19 protein-coding genes and 2 tRNA genes are annotated in these 22069 nt (G+C 69.2%); 14 read left to right on the forward strand and 7 right to left on the reverse strand.

What is annotated here, in order from left to right; translation table 11 throughout:
- Positions 1-2: 2 nt before the first annotated feature.
- On the reverse strand, positions 3-1037 hold the full coding sequence (locus tag ASD93_RS04890; RefSeq protein ID WP_056119559.1) for a serine hydrolase domain-containing protein: 1035 nt from the start codon (positions 1035-1037) through the stop codon (positions 3-5).
- A gap of 107 nt (positions 1038-1144) precedes the next feature.
- Here ASD93_RS04890 and nhaA point away from each other — a divergent pair, with 107 nt between their 5' ends.
- The 3 genes from nhaA to ASD93_RS04905 are packed head-to-tail and all read left to right on the forward strand — an operon-like array spanning position 1145 to position 5077.
- Entirely contained in the window at positions 1145-3040 is a 1896-nt protein-coding gene (gene nhaA / locus ASD93_RS04895; RefSeq protein ID WP_082569184.1) for a Na+/H+ antiporter NhaA, read from the forward strand.
- Between the two features lie 10 nt (positions 3041-3050).
- On the forward strand, positions 3051-4691 hold the full coding sequence (locus ASD93_RS04900) for an FAD-dependent oxidoreductase (protein WP_056119564.1): 1641 nt from the start codon (positions 3051-3053) through the stop codon (positions 4689-4691).
- A gap of 35 nt (positions 4692-4726) precedes the next feature.
- A complete protein-coding gene (locus tag ASD93_RS04905; protein ID WP_056119567.1) occupies positions 4727-5077 on the forward strand; it encodes a UBP-type zinc finger domain-containing protein in 351 nt (116 codons plus the stop codon).
- Between the two features lie 67 nt (positions 5078-5144).
- Here ASD93_RS04905 and ASD93_RS04910 read toward each other — a convergent pair.
- Positions 5145-5218: transfer RNA gene (locus ASD93_RS04910), tRNA-Gly, on the reverse strand.
- Between the two features lie 98 nt (positions 5219-5316).
- On the opposite strand from ASD93_RS04910, the gene ASD93_RS04915 reads away from it, so the two are divergent.
- From ASD93_RS04915 to ASD93_RS04945, 7 genes are all read left to right on the forward strand, one after another.
- A complete protein-coding gene (locus ASD93_RS04915) occupies positions 5317-5694 on the forward strand; it encodes a nuclear transport factor 2 family protein (RefSeq protein ID WP_056119570.1) in 378 nt (125 codons plus the stop codon).
- 79 nt (positions 5695-5773) lie between these two features.
- A tRNA-Pro gene (locus tag ASD93_RS04920) sits at positions 5774-5847 on the forward strand.
- 81 nt (positions 5848-5928) lie between these two features.
- Positions 5929-7368, forward strand: coding sequence for a trigger factor (tig, locus tag ASD93_RS04925; protein WP_056119572.1), 1440 nt, complete (start codon positions 5929-5931; stop codon positions 7366-7368).
- Between the two features lie 156 nt (positions 7369-7524).
- Complete coding sequence (locus ASD93_RS04930) at positions 7525-8124, forward strand: ATP-dependent Clp protease proteolytic subunit (RefSeq protein WP_056119575.1); 600 nt, start codon at positions 7525-7527, stop codon at positions 8122-8124.
- Positions 8125-8156: 32 nt separating this feature from the next.
- Positions 8157-8828, forward strand: a complete 672-nt coding sequence (locus ASD93_RS04935; RefSeq protein ID WP_056119578.1) for an ATP-dependent Clp protease proteolytic subunit — start codon at positions 8157-8159, stop codon at positions 8826-8828.
- A gap of 168 nt (positions 8829-8996) precedes the next feature.
- Positions 8997-10265, forward strand: coding sequence for an ATP-dependent Clp protease ATP-binding subunit ClpX (gene clpX, locus ASD93_RS04940; protein WP_056119579.1), 1269 nt, complete (start codon positions 8997-8999; stop codon positions 10263-10265).
- A gap of 48 nt (positions 10266-10313) precedes the next feature.
- Positions 10314-11459 carry an epoxide hydrolase family protein gene (locus ASD93_RS04945; RefSeq protein ID WP_056119581.1) on the forward strand — a complete coding sequence of 382 codons (1146 nt, stop codon included), beginning with the start codon at positions 10314-10316 and terminating at the stop codon, positions 11457-11459.
- A gap of 49 nt (positions 11460-11508) precedes the next feature.
- On the opposite strand, the gene ASD93_RS04950 is transcribed toward ASD93_RS04945, so the two are convergent.
- Positions 11509-13560 carry a M3 family metallopeptidase gene (locus ASD93_RS04950; protein ID WP_082569185.1) on the reverse strand — a complete coding sequence of 684 codons (2052 nt, stop codon included), beginning with the start codon at positions 13558-13560 and terminating at the stop codon, positions 11509-11511.
- A gap of 106 nt (positions 13561-13666) precedes the next feature.
- On the opposite strand from ASD93_RS04950, the gene ASD93_RS04955 reads away from it, so the two are divergent.
- Genes ASD93_RS04955 through ASD93_RS04965 form a run of 3 tightly spaced genes read left to right on the forward strand, consistent with a single transcriptional unit; the run spans position 13667 to position 15845 of the window.
- Positions 13667-14305 (forward strand): ArsR/SmtB family transcription factor, encoded by a 639-nt coding sequence (locus ASD93_RS04955; protein WP_082569186.1) that lies wholly within the window; start codon positions 13667-13669, stop codon positions 14303-14305.
- Entirely contained in the window at positions 14302-14508 is a 207-nt protein-coding gene (locus ASD93_RS04960) for a hypothetical protein (protein ID WP_056119584.1), read from the forward strand. The genes ASD93_RS04955 and ASD93_RS04960 overlap by 4 nt, the downstream gene beginning before the upstream one ends.
- Positions 14505-15845 carry an MFS transporter gene (locus ASD93_RS04965; RefSeq protein ID WP_082569187.1) on the forward strand — a complete coding sequence of 447 codons (1341 nt, stop codon included), beginning with the start codon at positions 14505-14507 and terminating at the stop codon, positions 15843-15845. Before ASD93_RS04960 ends, ASD93_RS04965 begins: the two co-directional genes overlap by 4 nt.
- Before the next feature lie 12 nt (positions 15846-15857).
- On the opposite strand, the gene ASD93_RS04970 is transcribed toward ASD93_RS04965, so the two are convergent.
- Together ASD93_RS04970 and valS are read right to left on the reverse strand one after the other, a co-directional pair.
- On the reverse strand, positions 15858-16106 hold the full coding sequence (locus ASD93_RS04970; RefSeq protein WP_056119586.1) for a hypothetical protein: 249 nt from the start codon (positions 16104-16106) through the stop codon (positions 15858-15860).
- A 1-nt stretch (position 16107) separates the two neighbouring features.
- Positions 16108-18687 carry a valine--tRNA ligase gene (gene valS / locus ASD93_RS04975; protein WP_056119587.1) on the reverse strand — a complete coding sequence of 860 codons (2580 nt, stop codon included), beginning with the start codon at positions 18685-18687 and terminating at the stop codon, positions 16108-16110.
- Between the two features lie 286 nt (positions 18688-18973).
- Here valS and ASD93_RS04980 point away from each other — a divergent pair, with 286 nt between their 5' ends.
- Positions 18974-19819: an endonuclease domain-containing protein gene (locus ASD93_RS04980; protein ID WP_235566887.1), complete on the forward strand. Its 846-nt coding sequence runs from the start codon at positions 18974-18976 to the stop codon at positions 19817-19819.
- A 116-nt stretch (positions 19820-19935) separates the two neighbouring features.
- On the opposite strand, the gene ASD93_RS04985 is transcribed toward ASD93_RS04980, so the two are convergent.
- Complete coding sequence (locus tag ASD93_RS04985) at positions 19936-20592, reverse strand: hypothetical protein (RefSeq protein ID WP_056119593.1); 657 nt, start codon at positions 20590-20592, stop codon at positions 19936-19938.
- 32 nt (positions 20593-20624) lie between these two features.
- On the reverse strand, positions 20625-21962 hold the full coding sequence (locus ASD93_RS04990; RefSeq protein ID WP_082569188.1) for an MFS transporter: 1338 nt from the start codon (positions 21960-21962) through the stop codon (positions 20625-20627).
- Positions 21963-22069 lie beyond the last annotated feature (107 nt).

A 22069-nucleotide genomic window follows, 5' to 3' on the forward strand; every position in this document is an offset into this window, starting at 1 on the left:
GCTCAGTCCGAGAGCGCCGCGAGGTGGTCGCTGTAGGCGCGCACCACGCCCCACGCGCCCTCCGACGTGTTCGAGACGATGGTCACCGTCGTGCGGGTGACCGGGTCGAAGCGGGACCTGATCGATACCCCCGCGTCATAGCCCTCGAGCACGATGCCGGGTCCGTCGCGGTCGAGCCAGAAACCCAGCCCGTACCGCAGGCCCTCGGACTCGTCGTACTGCCGCGGCCGCCACATCTCGGTGACCGTCGCCGCAGGAAGCACGCGTCCGTCCGCCAGAGCGCGCCAGAATCGGCTGAGATCGCCCGCCGACGTGAACGCGCCGCCGTCGCCGTTCCCCCGGACCGGCAGGTGGAGCACGTTGGTGCGCAGCGACGCCGGGTCGTCGTAGACGTAGCCGAGCGCGGCATCGCCGGGGAGTTCGTCGAGCCTGAGATACCCGGTGGCGTCGAGGCCCGCGGGGGAGAAGACACGCTCGGCGACCAGGTCGTGGAACGGAATGCCGCTCGCCCGCTCCGCCACGATCGCGAGCACGATGTAGCCGCCGTTGTTGTACGCGAAGCGCTCGCCGGGTGCGGACTTCTGCGCGAAGCCGTCCACGGCTCGCACGAACGCCTCGGTCGTGGCGAGCTCGTGCACGGGGACCGTGAGGACGTAGTCGTCTACCTCCCAATCGGCCTCCTCGTCGAGGTAGTCGCCGATTCCGGACATGTGCGACAGCAGGTGCTCGACCGTCACGGCGTCGTCGATCAGCGGGAGATCCGCGCCGAGGATCTCCCGCACCGGGGTGTCGAGCCGCAGCGTGCCCTCCTCCACGAGCGAGAGGACCGCCAGCGCCGTGAACGCTTTGCACGAGCTCGCCATGCCGAAGCGGGTGCCGATCGTGTTCGCTACGCCGTGTGCGCGGTCGGCGAGACCGTACGCCTCGGCGAACACGGTCGCGCCGTCGACGTCGATCGACAGGACTCCGCTCATGGCGTCGGCGCGCGCACGCTCGTCGAGAGCGGCGGCCAGGGATGCGGGATCGAGAGCGGCCATGGCCCTCACGCTACTCCGCTGACCACGCACGTCCGAGTCCCGGCAGATCCGGCACGAATTGCCCACCGTCATCCCCTTGTCACGGCTGCGGTGCCAGAATTCGAGTGATGACCAATGTGACGATCACCTCGCGTCCGCCCGAGCCTGAGCCGGCAGGGGAGCGCTCGCGCACGCGGCGCTCGATCGCCGAGAAGATCCGGGCCATGGGCCTCAGCCGCTCGGGCGCGCTGCTCCTGCTGCTGGCCACGGCGGCCGCGATCCTGTGGGCGAATATCGCCGGGGCGTCGTACGAGACGTTCTGGGAGACGCACCTGACGGTCGGAGTGGGCGACCTCCAGCTGGACTTCACGCTGCATGCGCTCGTGAACGACGCACTCATGGCGATCTTCTTCTTCACCGTGGGGCTCGAGGTGCGCCGTGAGTTCGCGATCGGCGAGCTCACGAGCTGGTCGCGTGCCATGGTGCCGGTCATCGCGGCCGTCGCAGGTCTCGCCCTCCCCGCGCTCGTCTTCGTCATGGTCGCGATGGGATCGGGCTACGAGCACGCGTGGGGGGTCGTGATCTCCACCGACACGGCCTTCCTCGTCGGCGCCCTGGCTCTGGTCGGCCCACGCGCTCCCGGCAGGCTTCGCGTGTTCCTGCTGGCGCTGGCGGTCGTCGACGACATCGGCGCGCTCTCGATCATCGCGCTGGTCTACACCGAGAACTTCACGCCGATGCCGCTGCTCATCGCCGCGGCCGGCCTCGTCGGCGTGTACTTCACGCGCTATCTCCCGACGGGGCGCGGGCCGGTGTACGCGACGCTCTCGATCATCGTGTGGCTGGCGTTCCTCGCGTCGGGCGTGCACCCGACCCTCGCCGGCGTCGCGATCGCCCTCCTCGTGCCGGTCTATCGGCCCGACCGCCGCGACGTCGAGCACGCGCTGGAGCTCGCCCGGACGTTCCGGCAGTCACCGAACTCGGAGTACGCCCGGGCGGCGGCGAACAGCCTGCGCGAGTCGATCTCGATCAATGAGCGGCTGCAGTCGGCGTACGCCCCCTACGTCGCGTTCGTCATCCTGCCGCTGTTCGCGCTCGCGAACGCGGGCGTGGTGCTGAGCCCGGAGATCCTCGCGGGTGCGATCGCCTCTCCGCTCACGTGGGGCATCATCGCGGGCCTCGTGGCGGGCAAGCTCGTGGGCGTCCTCGGATCTACGGCCGTGATGAAGCTGTTCCGGCTGGGCGAGTTCGGACCGGGCCTCACCCTCGATCGGCTCTCCGGGGGCGCTGCGCTGTGCGGCATCGGGTTCACGATCTCGCTCTTCATCGTCGACCTCGCGATCTCCGACGAGGACGCGCAGAACGAGGCGCGCGTGGGGGTGCTGGCGGCCTCGGTCATCGCGTTCGTGATCGCCACGATCCTCTTCCGGGTCTCGGACTCCCTGCGGCCGAGCGAGGACACGGGGCTCACGCTCGCCCGCCCCGTCGATCCGCGCCGCGACCACGTGTTCGGATCGCCCGACGCGCCCTACACGATCGTCGAGTACGGCGATTTCCAGTGCGGGTTCTGCCTCAAGGCTTCGGGGTCCATCCAGGAGGTCCATAGCGTGCTCGGCGATCAGCTGCGCTACGTGTGGCGTCATGCTCCGCTGACGAACGTCCATCCCAACGCCCTCGCCGGGGCGGAGGCTGCGGAGGCCGCGGCCATGCAGGGGAAGTTCTTCGAGTTCGAGCGCGCCCTCTTCGCCGATCAGGAGAACCAGCGACCGTCCGACATCGTCCGCCTCGCGCGCGACCTCGGCCTCGACGTGGACCGGTTCGAGAGCGACCTGACATCCCCCGAGGCCACCGGCCGCGTGCAGGCGGACATGCTGGATGCCGAGGCCATGGGCATCACGTCGGTGCCGACGCTGTTCGTCAACGGGCGCCGCCATGTCGGCCCCTACGACGCGCAGTCGCTCATCCGTGCCCTCGAGGAGAGTCAGGGCGACTCCGCCGGGCCCTCGGGCGTTCCGCAGAAGTAGCCTTGTCGCGATGGAACCGACAGTGGAACCGGCCTTCGATCCTGTGCAGCGACCCGAGCTGACCGATGAGCAATGGGAGCGCCTGCGCGGCTTCGGCGTGGCCGAGGACGTGGATGCCGGCGATTACCTGTTCCGCTCGGGCGACCGCGACTACGACCTGATCCTCGTCGACAAGGGGGAGGTGGAGGTCGTGCGGGATTCGCTCTTCTGGATCGACGAGGCCGTCCTCACCCGCTCCGGACCACGGACCTTCGTCGGCGAGCTCGGCCTCTTGAACGGCCAAGGAGCCTTCCTTTCGGCGCGTGCCACGCAGCCGACCCGCGTGCTCCGCGTCTCCCGGCCGGAGCTGCGGCGGTTGATGGCCGAGGACGACGAGCTGTGCGACATCGTCCTCCACGCCCTGTGGGCGAGGCGCGAGTCCCTCCGGCGCGGACCCGCCGCCCTGACGCTGAAGTTCGTTGGGCAGACCTCGTCGAGCGACTTCCTCGCCCTGCAGCGGTTCGCCGAACGACTCGACCTCGTGCACAAGTCCGTCGAGGTCACCGCCGCCGACCTCGGTGCGCACGCCAAGCTCGGCGTGAGCACCGAGGATCTGCCCATCGCCTACATCCAGGGCGAGCCGATTCCGCGGGCGACTCCGGGCATCGTCGCCGAGCGGCTGGGTCTGAGCTATTCGGCCGACGGGGACGAGGTCGTCGATCTCGTCGTCGTCGGAGGCGGCCCTGCGGGACTTGCCGCGGCCATCTACGGGGCATCCGAGGGGCTGACCACTGTGCTGCTGGATGCGGTGGCTCCCGGCGGGCAGGCGGCATCCACCTCGCGCATCGAGAACTTCCTCGGCTTCCCGTTCGGTGTGAGCGGTGGCGACCTGATCGGCCAGGCGAGCCTCCAGGCGCTCAAGTTCGGCGTGCGCGTCTATGCGCCGTGCGAGGCCGTGAAGCTCGAGCCGGTCGGCGACCTTCTCGACATCACGCTGGCCGACGGCCGCGTCATCCGGTCGCGGACCACGATCGTCACGTCCGGTGCCGCCTATCGCCGGCTCGACCTCGACCGCTGGTCCGATTTCGAAGGTGCGGGCATCTACTACGCCGCGACGCAGCTCGAGCTGCGGCAGGTGAGCGAGTCCCCGGTGGTGGTCGTGGGCGGAGCCAACTCGGCGGGTCAGGCGTCACTGTATCTCGCGGCGAACGGATGCCCCGTGCACCTCGTCGTGCGCGGGACCGAGCTCGGCAGCCGCATGTCGTCCTACCTCGTCGACCGGCTGATGGAGGAGCCGCGTGTCCAGGTGCACCGAGGCTCTCGCGTCGTCGGGCTCGACGGGGATCGCTCGCTGCAGCGTGTGCGGATCGACAGCCTCGGCGAAGTCGACGCCAGGGGCCTGTTCTGCTTCATCGGCGCGGACCCCGCGACCGCGTGGCTGCCGGCGCTGGATCGCGACGACGACGGCTTCCTGCGCACCGGCACCGATGTTGCCGTTCAGTCGCTCGCGCAGTGGCAGCGGATGGGCCGCGAGCCGCTGCCGTTCGAGACGTCGCTGCCGCGGGTGTTCGCGGCCGGCGACGTCCGGCGCGGGTCGATGAAGCGTGTCGCGGCGGCCGTGGGCGAAGGCTCGAGCGCCGTGGCATCCGTGCACCGGGCACTGGCGGGATGAGCGGTTCGCCCCGCGAGGAGAGGACGGCGGAGGGAATGCCGGACATCGACGTGACCGTGCCGCCCAGCGGCACCGGCTGCCGCGAATGCGATGACCTGAACGGCTGGTGGGTGCATCTGCGCCGCTGCGCGGCGTGCGGGCATGTCGGATGCTGCGACTCGTCGCTCGGGCAGCACGCTTCGGCGCACGCGCGCGAGACCGGCCACCGGCTCGTGCAGAGCTTCGAGCCCGGCGAGGACTGGTGGTGGGATTACGTCGCGGAGGACTGGGCGAACGGCCCGGCCCTCATGCCTCCGACGAGCAGGCCGGCCGCCCAGCCGTCGCCGGGGCCGGGCGGGCGTGTCCCCGAGGAGTGGCGGGAGATGCTTCGCGCCGCCGGACGCTGATCGTGTCGTGCGCGGCATCCGAAACGAAATGCCCTGGGGCGCCGCGTGCGGCGGCACCTCAGGGCAGTGGAGGGGATGACGGGAATCGAACCCGCACCATCAGTTTGGAAGACTGAGGCTCTACCATTGAGCTACATCCCCGTGCGCCCGCGGACGGGCACCGACCAATCGTAGTACATGGTGGCGTTCACCCCGTTCCGGCCCGCGAACCCGACGCGCGGACGAGGGAAGGACACGCGATGGAGCGAACAGGCAGGCAGGTGGTGGAGGCGCTCGTCGCCACTCTCAACGCCGGCGAGGTCGCCGGCATGGACGACGTCTTCCGCGAGGACGCCGTCATCGAATGGCCGCAGTCGGGGGAACGGATCGTCGGTGCGCCGAACCGGCGGGCGATCTACGGCGCGTTCCCGCAACTGCCGCGCATCTCGCCGCGCCGGCTCACCGGTGACGGCGACCTGTGGGTGCTCGAGGCCGATCTCGACTACGGCGACGGCGATCCGTATCAGACGGTCTTCGTCTTCGAGCTGAGCGACGGGCTCATCGCGAAGGAGACCGCGTACTGGACCAAGCCGTTCCCCGCGCCGGAGTGGCGCGCGGAGTGGGTCGAGCGGACCTGAGTGCACGGGGAGATTCGTTCCGGGCGCGTCGGCTAGACTTCTCGGGGCCGAAAGGCGCACGCGTGCGTGCGATCCCGCCCGGGGCGTAGCTCAGCTTGGTAGAGCGCCCGCTTTGGGAGCGGGAGGTCGCAGGTTCAAATCCTGTCGCCCCGACATCACGGCCAGAGATTCCGCGAAACCCAGACCTTCAGCCGCCGCGTCCGCGCGCGGTCCGATAGAGGAGAACGAACAGGCATGGTGAACAGCACCGTCGAGAAGCTCAGCCCGACCCGGGTGAAGCTCCACATCACGGTCACGCCCGAGGAGCTCAAGCCGAGCATCGCGCACGCGTACGAGCACATCGCGCAGGATGTGCAGATCCCCGGCTTCCGCAAGGGCAAGGTCCCCGCGCCGATCATCGATCAGCGCGTCGGCCGCGTCGCCGTGCTCGAGCACGCCGTGAGCGAGGGCCTGGACGGCTTCTACCGCGAGGCCGTCGAGGCCAACGAGCTGCGCGTGCTGGGCCGCCCGAACGCCGAGGTCACCGAGTGGCCGAACGAGAAGGACTTCTCGGGCGACCTCGAGGTCCAGGTCGAGGTGGACGTGCGTCCCGAGTTCGACCTCCCTGCCTTCGAGGGCACGACCGTCGAGGTCGAGGCCGTCGAGGTCGACGAGTCGGCGATCGACGAGGAGCTCGACCGCCTGCGCGGCCGCTTCGGCACGCTCGTGACCGTCGACCGCCCGGCGACCTCCGGCGACTTCGTCGAGCTCGACCTGGTCGCTGCGATCGAGGGCACCGAGATCGACCGCGCCGAGGGCGTCTCCTACGAGGTGGGCTCGGGCGAGCTGCTCGAGGGCATCGACGAAGCCATCGACTCCCTCACCGCCGGTGAGGACACCACGTTCCGCTCGAAGCTCGTCGGCGGCGACCACGCCGGCGAGGAAGCCGAGGTCTCCGTCACCGTCAAGGCCGTCAAGGAGCGCGAGCTTCCTGAGGCCGACGACGACTTCGCACAGATCGCGAGCGAGTTCGACACCATCGCCGAGCTTCGCGACAGCCTGAAGTCCCGCGTCGGCGAGCAGTCGGTGTTCACGCAGGGCACGGCGGCACGCGACAAGCTCATCGAGCAGCTGCTCGAGCAGGTCGAGATCCCCGTCCCGCAGCAGCTCATCGACGACGAGGTGCACAACCACCTCGAGGGTGAGGGTCGCCTCGAGGACGACGTGCACCGCGCCGAGGTCGCCGAGGCGAGCGAGAAGCAGTTCAAGACGCAGATGCTGCTCGACAAGATCGCCGAGACCGTCAACGTCCAGGTCTCGCAGGACGAGCTCACGCAGTACCTCGTCCAGTCGGCCGCCCAGTACGGCATGGCGCCGCAGGAGTTCGTGAACGCGCTCCAGGAGGGCAACCAGCTGCCCGCCATGGTCGGCGAGGTCGCGCGCAACAAGGCCCTCGCCGTCGCGCTCGGCAAGGTCACCGTCGTCGACACCAACGGCAACCCCGTCGACCTGACCGGCTTCGTGGCGGTCGAGGACGAGGCCGAGGCTGAGGACGAGGTCGTCGAAGAGGCGCAGGAGATCGCGGATGCCGCGGCCGACGCCGACGCCGTGATCGCGGCCGAGGAGAAGCCTGCCAAGAAGGCACCCGCCAAGAAGGCGCCGGCCAAGAAGAAGGCCGCTGCCGACAAGGAGTAGTCGCACGCTGAGCGACAGGGGACGGATGCCGCGGCATCCGTCCCCTTCTTCGTCGAGGAGCGCCGGCGCGCGCCGCTCTGCCCAGGGCGAACACGGGCGGGTCGATCGCAGCGCGCCGGTAGATTCAATGGCACGACCACGGAATCAGGAGTACACATGGCCGAACCACTTGTCGCGACGAGCGTCTTCGACAGGCTGCTGAAGGACCGCATCATCTGGCTCGGGTCGGAGGTGCGCGACGAGAACGCCAACGAGATCTGCGCGAAGATCCTCCTCCTCGCGGCGGAAGACACCGAGAAGGACATCTACCTCTACATCAACTCGCCCGGTGGGTCGATCACGGCCGGAATGGCGATCTACGACACGATGCAGTTCGTGCCGAACGACATCGTGACCGTCGGTATCGGCATGGCCGCCTCGATGGGCCAGCTGCTCCTCACCGCCGGCACCAAGGGCAAGCGCTACATCACCCCGAACGCCCGCGTGCTGCTGCACCAGCCCCACGGTGGCTTCGGCGGCACGGCGAGCGACATCCAGACGCAGGCGCAGCTCATCCTCGACATGAAGAAGCGACTCGCGGAGATCACGGCGGCGCAGACGGGGAAGTCCGTCGAGCAGATCAATGCCGACGGTGACCGCGACCGCTGGTTCGGCGCCGAGGAGGCACTCGAGTACGGCTTCGTCGACCACATCCGCGAGTCCGCGACCGACGTCATCGGCGGCGGCGGAACCGCGGCCGGCGGAACCGCGGCCTGACGGCTTCGAAGGCGAAAGAGAGAGAACCCGGAATGCAGACCCCCACCTTCGGACCGAACGCCCCGCAGGGGCTCCAGATGCCCGGCAGCCGCTACATCCTGCCGCAGTTCGAGGAGCGCACCGCCTACGGCTACAAGCGCCAGGATCCGTACAACAAGCTGTTCGAGGATCGCGTGATCTTCCTCGGCGTCCAGGTCGACGATGCGTCGGCCGACGACGTGATGGCCCAGCTGCTCGTTCTCGAGTCGCAGGATCCCGACCGCGACATCATCATGTACATCAACTCGCCTGGCGGCTCGTTCACGGCCATGACGGCGATCTACGACACGATGCAGTACGTCTCGCCGCAGATCCAGACGGTCGTGCTCGGCCAGGCTGCGTCGGCGGCAGCCGTCCTGCTCGCCGCCGGCGCCCCCGGCAAGCGGCTGGCGCTGCCGAACGCGCGCATCCTGATCCACCAGCCCGCGATGGGTGAGGCCGGCCACGGCCAGGCCTCCGACATCGAGATCCAGGCTCAGGAGATCATGCGCATGCGCACGTGGCTCGAGAAGACACTGTCGCTGCACTCGAACAAGAGTCCCGAAGAGGTCAACAAGGACATCGACCGCGACAAGATCCTCTCGGCCGAAGAGGCTGTCACCTACGGTCTGGTCGACCAGGTCCTCACGACTCGCAAGCGCACTCCCGCCGCGCTGACGAAGTAGAGCGGATGCCGCGAAGCCCCGCCTCCCGACAACGGGCGGCGGGGCTTCGCTGTGAGCGGACGCGCCGACCTCCACAACGCGTGTCGCAATCCCGCCGCATGTCGGTCCGAGCGATTAGGCTCGGAGAACAGCCGGGGCACGGTCCCCGCCGCGACGAAGGGGAGCCGCATGGCACGCATCGGTGAAAGCGCCGACCTGTTCAAGTGCTCCTTCTGCGGGAAGAGCCAGAAGCAGGTCAAGCAGCTCATCGCGGGTCCGGGCGTCTACATCTGCGACGAATGCGTCGAGCTGTGCAACGAGATCATCGAAGAGCGCATGGCCGAGTCCAGCTCGGGCGTCGTCACCGACTTCGATCTTCCCAAGCCGCGCGAGATCTTCGGTTTCCTCGAGGAGTACGTCGTCGGCCAGCACGCGGCGAAGCGCGCGCTCTCGGTCGCCGTCTACAACCACTACAAGCGCGTGCGCGCCCACGGCACGATCCAGTCCGCGGAGCAGCGAGCCGACGAGATCGAGATCGCCAAGAGCAACATCCTGCTGCTCGGTCCCACGGGCTGCGGCAAGACTTATCTCGCACAGACGCTCGCAAAGCGCCTCAACGTGCCGTTCGCCGTCGCGGACGCGACGGCCCTCACCGAGGCCGGGTACGTCGGCGAAGACGTCGAGAACATCCTTCTCAAGCTGCTGCAGGCGGCCGACTTCGACACGAAGCGCGCCGAGACGGGCATCATCTACATCGACGAGGTCGACAAGATCGCCCGCAAGGCCGAGAATCCGTCGATCACGCGTGACGTGTCGGGCGAGGGTGTGCAGCAGGCGCTGCTGAAGATCCTCGAGGGCACGGTCGCCTCGGTGCCGCCTCAGGGGGGCCGCAAGCACCCGCACCAGGAGTTCATCCAGATCGACACGACGAACGTGCTCTTCATCGTGGCCGGAGCGTTCGCGGGCCTCGAAGACATCATCTCGTCGCGGGTCGGCAAGCACGGCATCGGCTTCGGCGCCCCGCTGCACAACAAGGGCGACGACCTCAGCCTGTTCAGCGAGGTGCGTCCCGAAGACCTGCACAAGTTCGGCCTGATCCCCGAGTTCATCGGCCGTCTGCCGGTCGTGGCATCCGTATCGCCGCTCGACCAGTCGGCCCTGATGGAGATCCTCACCGAGCCGAAGAACGCTCTCGTCAAGCAGTATCAGCGCATGTTCGAACTCGACGGCGTCGCACTCGAGTTCGACGCCGAGGCTCTCGAGGCGATCGCGGATCTCGCGGTGGAGCGCAAGACCGGCGCCCGTGGGCTCCGGGCGATCCTCGAAGACGTCCTCGGCCCGATCATGTTCGAGATCCCGTCCACCGACGACGTCGACAAGGTGGTCGTCACGCGCGCCGCGGTCGAAGAAGGCGCACCGCCGACGCTCGTGCTGCGGCAGAAGCGCAAGAGCGCCTGACCGACTGAGCGCTTCGGCCCTGTCGCACCCCGGCGCTAGCGTCGGGGGATGGATGTCGCACCCTTCGAGATCCGTGTCTCCGACGACGTGCTCGCCGACCTGCGTGCCCGCCTCGAACGTTCGCGACTGCTCGCGGACTCACCTCACCGACCGCCGTCGGGGATGACCGCGACCTACCTCTCCGATCTCGTCGCCTCGTGGCAGGCGCTCGATTGGCGGTCGCGTGAGCGCTGGCTGAACGCGCACCCCCAGTTCACGGCCGAGCTGGCCGACACGACGATCCACTTCGCGCACCTGCGTTCGCGAGACCCGGACGCTCCCGCCCTGCTGGTGATGCACGGCTGGCCGCATACCTTCGCGCTGCAGCTGGACTTCGCGGACCTGCTCGACGACTTCCACGTCGTCGTGCCGAGTCTTCCCGGCTTCGCGTTCTCATCGCCCTACCGATCCGGACTCATGACCGAGGTGCGCCTGGCCGGCACGATGCACACCCTCATGACCGACGTGCTCGGGTACGCCGCCTATCTCACCTACGGCGAGGACGTGACGGCCAACGTGAACGACCTGCTCGCGGCACAGCATCCGGAATCTGTTCTCGGGATCGTCGTGACGCACGCGCATTTCCCGACGCGCGAGGAGCGCCGCGATCTGGCCGCACCCGACGAGCGCGCCTTCTTCGCACGGATCGCCGCCGATCACGAATCCGCCGGCGCCTACGGGCACGTCCAGGCGACGCGCCCCGATACCCTCGCCGCCGCGCTCAACGACTCGCCGGCCGGCCTGGTCGCGTGGCTGGCCGAGAAGCTCGCGGAGTGGAGCGACACTCCCACTGACGAGCCGTCAGCAGTCGAGCAGCGCATCTCGCGGGAGCGGATCCTCACCGAGGCGACGATCTACTGGGCGACGCAGACGATCGGCAGCTCGTTCCGCCCGTACTACGAGGGCGCCGACACGCCCGCTCCGATTCCCGCGACGGACGTGCCCGCCGCCGTCTACATCCAGCGTCACGAGGCGGACTATCCCGAATCCCTCGCACGTGCCCACTACCGGGACCTCCGCGTGTTCGAGCGGCTGCCGGAGGGCGGGCACTTCACCGTCGCCGAGGTTCCCGGCGCCATGGCCGACCGCGTCCGCGCCTTCGCACGCGAACTCGGGCTGCTGCGACCGCATCCGCCGTCAGCGAGCGATCACTGAGGCCGAGGAGCTGCGCGCGGTGGCCGTGCGCAGCTCCTCGGCACGCCGATCAGGCGACGAGACCCCGGCGCTCGAGCAGCGGCTGGATGTCCGCATCCCGCCCGCGGAAGTCGCGGTAGGCCTCGAGGGGGTCCTTCGAGCCGCCCACACCGAGCAGGCGATCGCGGAATCGGTCGCCGTTGTCGCGCGTGAGTCCGCCGTTCTCGCGGAACCACTCCACGGTGTCGGCGTCGAGGACCTCGCTCCAGATGTACGAGTAGTACCCGGCGCTGTAGCCGCCCGAGAACACGTGAGCGAAGTAGGTCGACGAGTAGCGGGTCGGAACCGCGGGATTGTCGAGCCCGATGTCGCGCAGCGCGGCAGACTCGAATTCTCCGACGTCGAGGCTGCGAGCGGCCTGCTCCTCGGTGAGGGAGTGCCATGCCTGGTCGAGCCAGGACGCGGCGAGGTACTCGCTCGTCGCGAAGCCCTGGTTGAACGCCTCGGACGCGTGCAGCTTCTCGACGATCTCGGCGGGCAGCGGCTCGTCGGTGTCGACGTGACGGGCGTAGGCATTGAGGATCTCGGGCCAGTAGATCCACATCTCGTTCACCTGGCTCGGGAACTCGACGAAGTCCCGGAAGACGTTCGTCCCCGCGAAGTGGGGGTAGGTGACGGTCGCGAACAGCCCGTGCAGAGCGTGCCCGAACTCGTGGAACAGCGTCGTGACCTCATCGAGCGTGAGGAGGGTCGGCTTGCCCGGCGCCGGCTTGGGCACGTTGAGGTTGTTCACCACGATCGGCCGCGTGCCCCGCAGGCGCGACTGCGAGACGATCGAGTTCATCCACGCGCCGCCGCGCTTCGTGTCTCGCGTGTACAGGTCGAGCACGAACAGGCCGAGGTCGGACCCGTCGGCGTTGTGCAGCTCGAAGACGCGCGCATCGGGGTGATACGCCGGGATGTCGGTGCGCTCGGCGAACGTGACTCCGTAGAGCTCGGTGGCGGCGCGGAACACGCCGTCCTGCAGGACGCGCTCCGCCTCGAACCACGGCCGCAGCGCACTGCGGTCCAGGTCGTACTCCGCGGCACGGACCTTCTCGGTGTAGAAGGCCCAGTCGTGGGCTTCGAGGGGGAACGGCTCGGGCTCGCTGTCGATGATGGCCTGCAGGGCCGCCTGCTCGCGCTCTGCGTTGCGAGCGGCCGGGACGGCGAGTCGATTGAGGAGGTCGTGCACGGCATCGGGCGACCCCGCGGTCTCGTCCGACGTGATGTACGCGGCGTGCGTGTCGTAGCCGAGGAGTGCGGCGCGTTCGGCGCGCAGTCGCACGATCTCGAGAAGGACGCCGCGGTTGTCGTTCTCGTTTCCGCGCGATCCGCGTGAGCGCGACGCCTCGAGAATGCGCTTGCGGCTGTCGCGGTTCGTGAGGGAGGAGAGGTACGGGTGCCCGGTGAACAGGGTGAGCGTGACCACCCACCTGCCGTCGAGTCCGCGGTCGGTCGCTGCCTGGGCTGCCGCCGACAGCTCGCCCTCGGTGAGCCCGTCGAGCTCTTCGGCGGTGTCGAACGCGATGGCGAGGTCGTTCGTGTCGTTGAGGAGGTTCTTCTCGAACGAGGTGGTCAGCGTGGACAGCCGCTGATTGAGGGCCGTGAGCCGTTCCTTGGCGCCCTCGTCGAGTCCGGCGCCGGCGTGCGACATCTCGCGGTAATGCCGCTCGACGAGGTAGTGCTGCTCGGGTTCGAGCGAGAGCTCGTCCAGCTGGTCGTGCAGGGTCTTGATGCGCCAGTACAGCTGCGCGTCGAGCTGGATGGAGTCCTGGTGCGCGGACATCAGCGGAGCGAGCTCCTCCTCGATCGCCTGGATCTCGGGCGTCGCGTCGGCCGACGACACCGTGTAGAAGGTGCGGGCGACGTCGCCGAGGAGCTTGCCGCTCTCCTCGAGCGGCACGAGCGTGTTCTCGAACGTCGGCATCGAGCGCACGCGGGTGATGTTCGAGATCTCCCGGGAGTGGCTCTCGAAGGCCTCGCGGAACGCGGGGAGGTAGTGCTCGGGGCGGATCGCGGTGTAGTCGGGAAGTCCGTAGGGGAGCGGAGCGGGAGACAGCAGCGGGTTGTCGTTCGGCATGCCCCTCAGCCTAATCATCGGGGACGGACATGCCCACACTTCTTTGCAAAGGAGAAGTTGCAAAGAAACACTTGCAAAGAAACCTTTGCATTGCTACATTCGACCCATGGCAGAGAACGAGAACGGCGAAGAGCTGGACGCCCTGGCTCGCGCCGAGAAGCGTCACAACGAGGACCGCGTCCTCGACTCGGGCGCGCTGCGCGCTCTGGCCCACCCGCTGCGCGTGAGGATGTACGACATCCTCAGCCAGTACGGCCCGCAGACCGCCAGCTCGCTCGCCGAGCGCCTGGGCGAGTCCACCGGCTCCACGAGCTACCACCTGCGCGCGCTCGCCAAGCACGACCTCATCCGTGAGGCGGAGGATCGCGGCACCGGACGGGAGCGCTGGTGGGAGCGGCCGGTCGGGGGCGTCTCGTTCGCGAACCCCGATGCCATGACGACGCCCGCCGGTCGCGCCGCCACGCAGGTCGTGATGAACGAGTTCCTGCGCGGCCGCAACGATCAGCTGCTCGACTTCGTCAACCGCGGGATCAGCGGCGAAGACGAGATCTGGCAGGAGGGCACGCTCATCTCCACCGCCACCGCCCGGCTGACCCCCGAGCAGAGCAAGGAACTCGCGCTGAAGATCATGGCGCTCATCGACGAAACCGTCGACAACTACCGCAACCAAACCGGCGAGAACGTCCGCCCCGTCACGATCCGGGCCGATCTGTTCCCGCTCCCCACTCTGGGAGGACAGTCATGACCGCGCTCACCGTGCACCGCTCCGTCCGCACCACGCCCTTCGAGCGGATGCTGCTCACCGCCGCTGCCGGCATGGACCGATTCGTCGCCACCCGTCTCGCGCGGCGCGGCACGACCGCGCCGCCGATCTCGGCCCGGACGGCCGCCACCGACGCCCGCGCGGACGCACTCGCCATGGGCGCGGTCGGAATGCTTCCGCGATGACGGACACCGTCGACGCCGCGGCGACGACCGAGGGGACCGGGCGCAAGGGCCGGCCCCGTCTGGGTCGCGACTTCGGGAAGCTGTGGACCGCCGCGGCGTTCAGCAACCTCGCGGACGGCCTCGGGCGCACCGCGGTGCCGCTCATCGGCACCACCCTCACGGACGACCCTCTCGCGATCGCCGCCCTGGGTGCCGTCGCCTTCGTCCCCTGGCTGCTGTTCGGGCTGCCGGCCGGCATGATCGTCGATCACTTCGACCGCAGGATCGTCATGGCGATCGCGAACGCCCTGCGTGGCGGGGTCGCGCTCTGGCTCTCGGTCCTCGCGGTGACGGGCTCGCTGAGCCTGTGGTCGCTCATCGCGGCAACGCTGGCCTTCGGCCTCGGCGAGACGCTGTTCGACAACGCGACCAACGCCATCATCCCCTCGGTGGTGCGCAAGGGCGGCCTGGATCGCGCCAACGGCTGGATGCAGGCCGCCCAGATCACGATCGACAACTTCATCGCGACCCCGATCGCGGGTGTGCTGTTCGCCGTATCGCTCGCGCTGCCGCTGTGGTCGACGACGGGGGCCTACGTCATCCCGATCGCCCTCGCCCTGTTCCTTCCACTGAGTGCCGCCCGACCCCTGCGGGAGCCTGCTCCGGCCGCCGTGCCCGACCCCGATGCTCCCGACGTGACGATGGGAGTCATGTCCGAGCCCGTGGCGGTTCCGCCGGCACGCACCAGGGTGACGACGCGCGAGGCGCTGGGGTACCTCTGGCGACACCGCTACCTGCGCACGATGGTCGTGTTCACGTCCCTCATCGGGTCCGCGCTGTCGCTGTCGCAGGGTGTCATCATCCTGTTCTTCCTCGACGAGCAGCAGGTCGCATACGTCGCGATCGGGTTCGTGACCGCCGGGATCGGCATCGGAGCCCTCGCCGGCTCGCTCATCGCCCCCCGCCTGGTGGAGCGATTCGGTCGCGGGCCGATCATGGTGTGGGCCATCGTCATCGCCGGCATCGGCACCGTGCTCACCGGGCTCGCCCCCGACGCGATCACGGCCGTGTGCGCGTTCGCGGTGGCGGCGGGTGCCGTGTCGGTCTGGAACGTCCCGTGGGGCGCGCTGCGTCAGCAGATCGTGCCTGGCGAGATGTTCGGTCGTGTCCTGGGCGTGATCCGCACCCTCACGTGGGGCCTCTTCCCGATCGCGACGCTCGTGGGCGGGTGGATCGGCCGCACAGATCTGCGCCTCCCGTTCTACATCGGGGGAGGATTCATCGTCGTCGCCGCGCTGGTGGCCATTCCCCTCCTCGTCGGAGGAACCCGGCGGGCCGGAGCCGAGATCGAGCACTGACGAGCGTGGGGCTCAGGCGAACCCGTCGTCCGGATCGTGTCGTGCGACGGGTTCGCCGTCCTCGTCGAGTGTGACGATGACGCCGGTGTCGAGTTCGGCGATCGGCTTGCCCTCGAGCCAGGTGAGCGTCCACCGCGGACGCGGCTGACCCAGCGCATCGGCCGGGATCGTGGCATCCACCGCCTCGATGCCCCGACGCAAGGCCGCAGGCACCGCCCGGGGTGGCTCGTCGCCCGAAGTCCAACGCGTGCCGAGCTGCATGTCAGGCCTCCTGCGGTGCGAGCACGATGCCCGAGACCGTGAGCTCGTCGGCGACCGCGTAGTCGATCTCGGTGATGCGTCCGACGGCCTTCAGGTCGCCCTCGGCCAGGCGCAGGACCGCGACGGATGCCTCGGGCCCGGCGATCGTGACGCGCTCGACCGGAGTCTTCTGCGAGGCCTTCGCCTCGGTCTTCGCACGCCGGATCCCGATGAGCGCCTCACCGACCACGCGTAGCACGGCGGGGTCGCCGTCGATGCCGAGCGGCTCGGGCCACTCGGCCGTGTGCACGGAGCCCTCGTTGAACCACGACCAGGACTCTTCGGCGGCGAACGAGATCACCGGTGCGAACAGGCGCAGGAGGGTGGAGAGGGCGGTGCGCAGCGCGAGCGCGGCAGAGGCCTGTCCGACGTCGGTCTGGTTGTACGCGCGCTCCTTGACGAGCTCGAGGTAGTCGTCGCAGAACGTCCAGAAGAACGACTCGGTCACTTCGAGGGCACGCGCATGGTCGAACGCCTCGAGCGCCTTGGTCGCGTCGCGGACGACGCCGTCGAGGGTCGTCAGCATCGACGCATCGAGCGCGTGGGTCACCGTCGCACCCTCGGGCACGGGGAACGACAGCACGAACTTCGCCGCGTTGAGCACCTTGATCGCGAGCCGGCGGCCGATCTTGATCTGCGTCGGGTTCTGCGGGTCGAAGGCGGCGTCGGTTCCGAGGCGGCTCGAGGTCGCCCAGTAGCGAACGGCGTCCGAGCCGTGCTGGGCGAGGATGTCGGCCGGCGTGACGACGTTGCCCTTCGACTTCGACATCTTCTTGCGGTCGGGGTCGACGATGAAGCCGGAGATCGCGGCATCCGTCCACGGGGCGCGGCCGTCCTCGAGAGCACTGCGCAGCATCGTGGAGAAGAGCCAGGTGCGGATGATGTCCTGCCCCTGGGGGCGCACGTCGAACGGTGCGACGAGGTTCCACAGCTCGGGGTCGCGCTCCCACCCGCCGGCGAGCTGCGGCGTCAGCGACGAGGTCGCCCACGTGTCGAAGATGTCGTTCTCGCCCTCGAACCCGCCGGCGACGCCGCGCTGGTCCTCGGTGTAGCCCGCGGGGGCGTCCGTCGACGGATCGACGGGCAGAGCCGCGGCATCCGGCGTCAGCACGCGTGAGTAGTCCCGCTCGCCGTTCTCGTCGAGCGGGTACCAGACGGGGATCGGTACGCCGAAGAATCGCTGACGCGACACCAGCCAGTCGCCGGTGAGGCCGTTGGTCCAGTTCTCGTAGCGCACGCGCATGAAGTCCGGATGCCACGACACTTCGCGTCCGAGTGCGATGAGCCGGTCCCGCAGCGCTTCGTCGCGGGCGCCGTTGCGCAGGTACCACTGACGCGTGGACACGATCTCGAGGGGCCGGTCGCCCTTCTCGAAGAACTTCACCGCGTGCGTGAAGGGCTTCGGCTCGCCCTCGAGCTCGCCGGACTCCTGCAGGAGCTCGACGACGCGCTTCTTCGCGCTGAAGACGGTCTTGCCCGCCAGCTCGGCGTAGGCCGCCTTGGCGGCATCCGTCACGATCACGTCAGGGCCGTCAGCGATCAGACGGCCGTCCTGCCCGAGCACGGTGCGGTTCGGAAGATCGAGCTCGCGCCACCAGATGATGTCGGTCACATCGCCGAACGTGCAGATCATGGCGATGCCCGAGCCCTTGTCCTGCTGTGCAAGGGGATGCGCGAGCACGGGCACCTCGACGTCGAACAGCGGAGTGCGCACGGTGGTGCCGAACAGCGGCTGGTAGCGCTCGTCGTCGGGGTGGGCCACGAGGGCGACGCAGGCCGGGAGAAGCTCGGGGCGGGTCGTCTCGATGTGCACGTCGCCCGAGCCGTCCGTCTTGTGGAACGCCACGCGGTGGTAGGCGGCGGGCTGATCGCGGTCCTCGAGCTCTGCCTGGGCGATCGCGCTGCGGAAGTCGATGTCCCACAGCGTCGGCGCCATCGCCTGGTAGGCCTCGCCGCGCTCCAGATTGCGCAAGAACGCCAGCTGGCTGGTGCGGATGGTGTCGTCGGAGATGGTGCGGTAGGTCTGGGTCCAGTCGACGCTCAGACCGAGCGCGCGCCAGAGGGCCTCGAAGTGCTTCTCGTCCTCGACGGTGAGCTTCTCGCACAGCTCGATGAAGTTGCGACGGCTCACGGGCACCTGGTCGGCGGCGCGGCCGGACTTGTTGTCGCCGCCCTCGTACGGGGGAGCGAAGCCCGGGACGTACGGAAGCGACGGGTCGCAGCGCACGCCGTAGTAGTTCTGCACCCGACGCTCGGTGGGCAGGCCGTTGTCGTCCCAGCCCATCGGGTAGAACACGGTCTTGCCGCGCATGCGCTCGAAGCGCACCTTGACGTCCGTGTGGGTGTAGCTGAACACGTGGCCGATGTGCAGGCTGCCCGACGCCGTCGGCGGCGGGGTGTCGACGGAGAAGATCCCGGAGCGACCCGCGTGTGCGGCGCGGACGCGGTCGAACAGGTACGTGCCCTGTTCGGTCCATGCGGCATCCCACTTGGATTCGAGACCCTCGAGGGCGGGCTTGTCGGGAATCTGCGCGTCGGCCATGCGGGTCTCCTGGCGATATGTGCGGCACTGTGTGAGCGTGCCTGAGTGTGGGATGTCCCTCGATTCTACCGGGTGGCGCCGACCCGGCCGCGGGGGCGCTGGGGCTCGCCGGTTCTCCGGAGATCTGCGCTGTTCCGGATGCCTCGGCTCGATGCCGTCCGGAGATCGGCCGATCTGCGGAGAACGGCCGAGGCGCGATTCCTCCCCGGTGGGCGCTCCAGCCGTACTGTCCCCGGTACGGGGGTCGCCTCGTTGCCGCGCGGTCGCGATGCGCGATCGTCGTCACGTGCCTCCCCTCGAAACCCGCATCGCGGACCTGGCCTCGGCCGTCCGGCGCCTGGGCGGTGTCGCGCGCGTCCGAGTGCTGATCGACACCGGGCACAGCAAGTACGTGGTGAGCGAGGCGCTCGACAGTGGTGCGCTCGCGCGAGTGCGGCGCGGGTGGGTGGCGCTCCCGGGCGCGGAGCCCGAGCTCGTGTCCGCAGCACGTGCTGGTGTCGTCATCAGCTGCATCTCGCAGGCGCGGCGCCTGGGTCTGTGGGTGCTCAGCGAGAATCGGCCGCACGTCGCGGCGCGGCCGCATGGCTCTGTCGCGCCCTCGGCAGCGCACGTCCATTGGGCGCAACCGGTCGTGCCGAGGCATCCGGATCAGCTCGTCGACTCGATCGAGAACGTGCTCGCCCTCGTCGCGGTGTGCCAGCCGTTCGAGGCGGCGCTCGCCGTCTGGGAGTCCGCGCTGCGGCCCGGGCTCGTGAGCCACGGCTCGCTCGAGAGGCTCGACCTGTCGGCGGCGGCGCGCGGGGTGCTTGCTGCCGCATCGCCGTGGTCGGACTCAGGACTCGAGTCCTTCGTCGTGCCGCGCCTCCGGTGGATGCGGCTGCCCATCGTTGCGCAGGTGTGGATCGCCGGGCACCGCGTGGACTTCCTCATCGGCGACCGGCTCGTGTTCCAGATCGACGGCGGCCACCACGTGGGAGCGCAGCGCGCCGCCGACATCGCTCACGACGCGCAGCTGATGCTGCTGGGCTATCACGTCATCCGCGTCGACTACCGCCACGTGATCGAGCGCTGGCACGAGGTGCAGGACGTCATCATGCGGGCGGTCGCGCAGGGTCTGCATCTCGCCGGGTGAGCGTCCGTTCTCCGGAGATCATCGGTTCTCCGGACGATTCCGGGCCTGCGCGTCCGGAGATCGGCCGATCTCCGGAGAATGGCCGATCTCCGGAGAAGTGGCGCGGTGGTGGCGCGTCAGGCCTGGACGTCGATCCCCAGCGCCGACGCGAAGGCGGGGGCGAGCTGCTCGACCTGCCACGGCGTCAGCGTCGCGCCGCGCAGCGAGGAGACGTCGAGGTAGGACGCCGCGTCGAGCCCCCGGAGGTCGAGGCTGTCGGCCCGCATGCCGCGGGTGTCGACCTCGTCGGCGCGCGTGCTCTCGAACCGCACGCGCGAGAGCGTCGCCTGCGGCAGGTCGAGCGTCACGATCGTGCAGTCGGCGATCAGCAGGTCCTCGACCTTCGCGGCGGCGAGCGAGAGGTAGTCGATGCGGATGCCGCGCAGCTCCACCTCGTCGATGCCGGCGCCGGTCAGGTCGAGGGTGCCGATGCGCCCGCCCGTGAACCGCACGCGGCGCAGACGGGACTCCCGCGCGCTGATCGACGTCGCCTTGAGAGCGTCGATCTCGACATCGACGAGGGTCGCACCGAGAAGGTCGAGGCGATCGACGGATGCCGCGGCGACGACGCACTCCGTCAGCGCGGCGTGCGAGGCATCCGTCGTGTCCGCGAGCCCAGCGATGCGGCAGCGGAGCAGGTCGTCGTACGGGGAGAGCGCGTCGACCTCGGTGAAGTCGCGAGGGAGATCGGGTTCGCCGATGCGCGGGGCGACCGGGAGGTCGGGACGGGCCATGCCGTCGACGCTACCGGTCCCGCCGACGCGGATCAGACGATCGCGGGCTCGTCGCGCTCGGCAGCCCCGGTGAACTCCGGCTCGACCCGGCGACGCGACGCCGCCCACGCGGACACGAGGGTGACGGCGGACAGGATCGCCAGGACGATGCCGGGGTGCCACCACGCGAAGTCGGTCGCCTTTCCGAGCTCGAGGGTCAGGTACGGCACGAAGCCGCTGATCGTGGCGGCCAGCGCGTAGGCGAAGGAGAGCGCCGAATAGCGGAAGTGATCCGGGAAGAGGTCGTTCATGAGGCCGCCCAGCGCCGCCCACGACATCGTGGGGAGGATCCCGCCGATGATCATGGTCGCGACGAGGATCGGGAACGTCGCGAACTGGAGCAGGTAGTACATCGGGAAGGCGATGAGGAGCGTGCCCAGTGCACCCCACGCGACGACGCGTGCCGACCCGGCGCGGTTCGCCCACGCGCCGAAAAGAGGGATGGTCACGAGCTGCAGAAGTGCGCCGATCGTGGTGGCGATGAGCAGGTCCTGGAACGAGAAGCCGAGCTCGGCGACGCCGTAGTTGATCGTGTACGTGTTCATCAGCGAGTAGGAGCCGATGCCCAGCAGAGCCGCGCCGATCGCGATCGCCATGGCGGCGGGACGCTGAGCGAACATCGTCACGAACGGGATCCGATCGCGGCGCCCCTCAGCGACGATGCCCTCGAAGACGGGGGTCTCGGTGATCGACCAGCGCAGGTACAGCGAGACGAGCAGCAGCGGGATCGCGAGGAGGAACGGGATGCGCCAGCCCCAGGCCGCCATCTCCTCCGGAGGCAGCACGATGGTCATCACGATGAACACCGTCGCCGACAGGATCGAGCCGACCGGCGAGCCGAGCTGCGGGATGGCGGCGTAGAACGCGCGCTTCGCGCGGCCGGAGTGCTCGGTGGCGATGAGGATCGAGCCGCCCCACTCACCGCCGAGCGACAGGCCCTGAACGATGCGCAGCAGGAACAGCAGCACCGCGCCGATCCATCCGGCCTGAGCGTACGTCGGCAGGAGGCCGATCGCGCCCGTCGCGATGCCCATGATGGCGACGGTCCACAGCAGCGTGGTGCGTCGGCCGAGCCGGTCGCCCATGTAGCCGAAGATGATGGCGCCGATCGGTCGCACGACGAACGCCAGCGCGATGCCGAGGAAGGCGAGCGTCGTTCCCCCCACCTCGCCGAGCGGCTCGAAGAAGAGCGGGCCGACGAAGAAGGCCGAGAAGTAGGCGAAGAGGTAGAAGTCGAACGACTCGAGTGAGGTGCCGACCATCGAGGCCCACGCGACGCGGCGCGTGGGGGTCGAGGCGGCGTCGGGGGTGGCGGCAGCGGTCACGGGCATCAATTTTGGCACGGGTCCAGAAACGTCGAAGACGCTTCGGGCATTCCCCTTGCGCGACGGGGATAGAATCGAAGGACAAGCGTCGATCCGGACATCACCGGGGAGCT

Origin of the sequence: Microbacterium sp. Root180 (assembly GCF_001428485.1) — a bacterium.
Classification (GTDB): domain Bacteria; phylum Actinomycetota; class Actinomycetes; order Actinomycetales; family Microbacteriaceae; genus Microbacterium.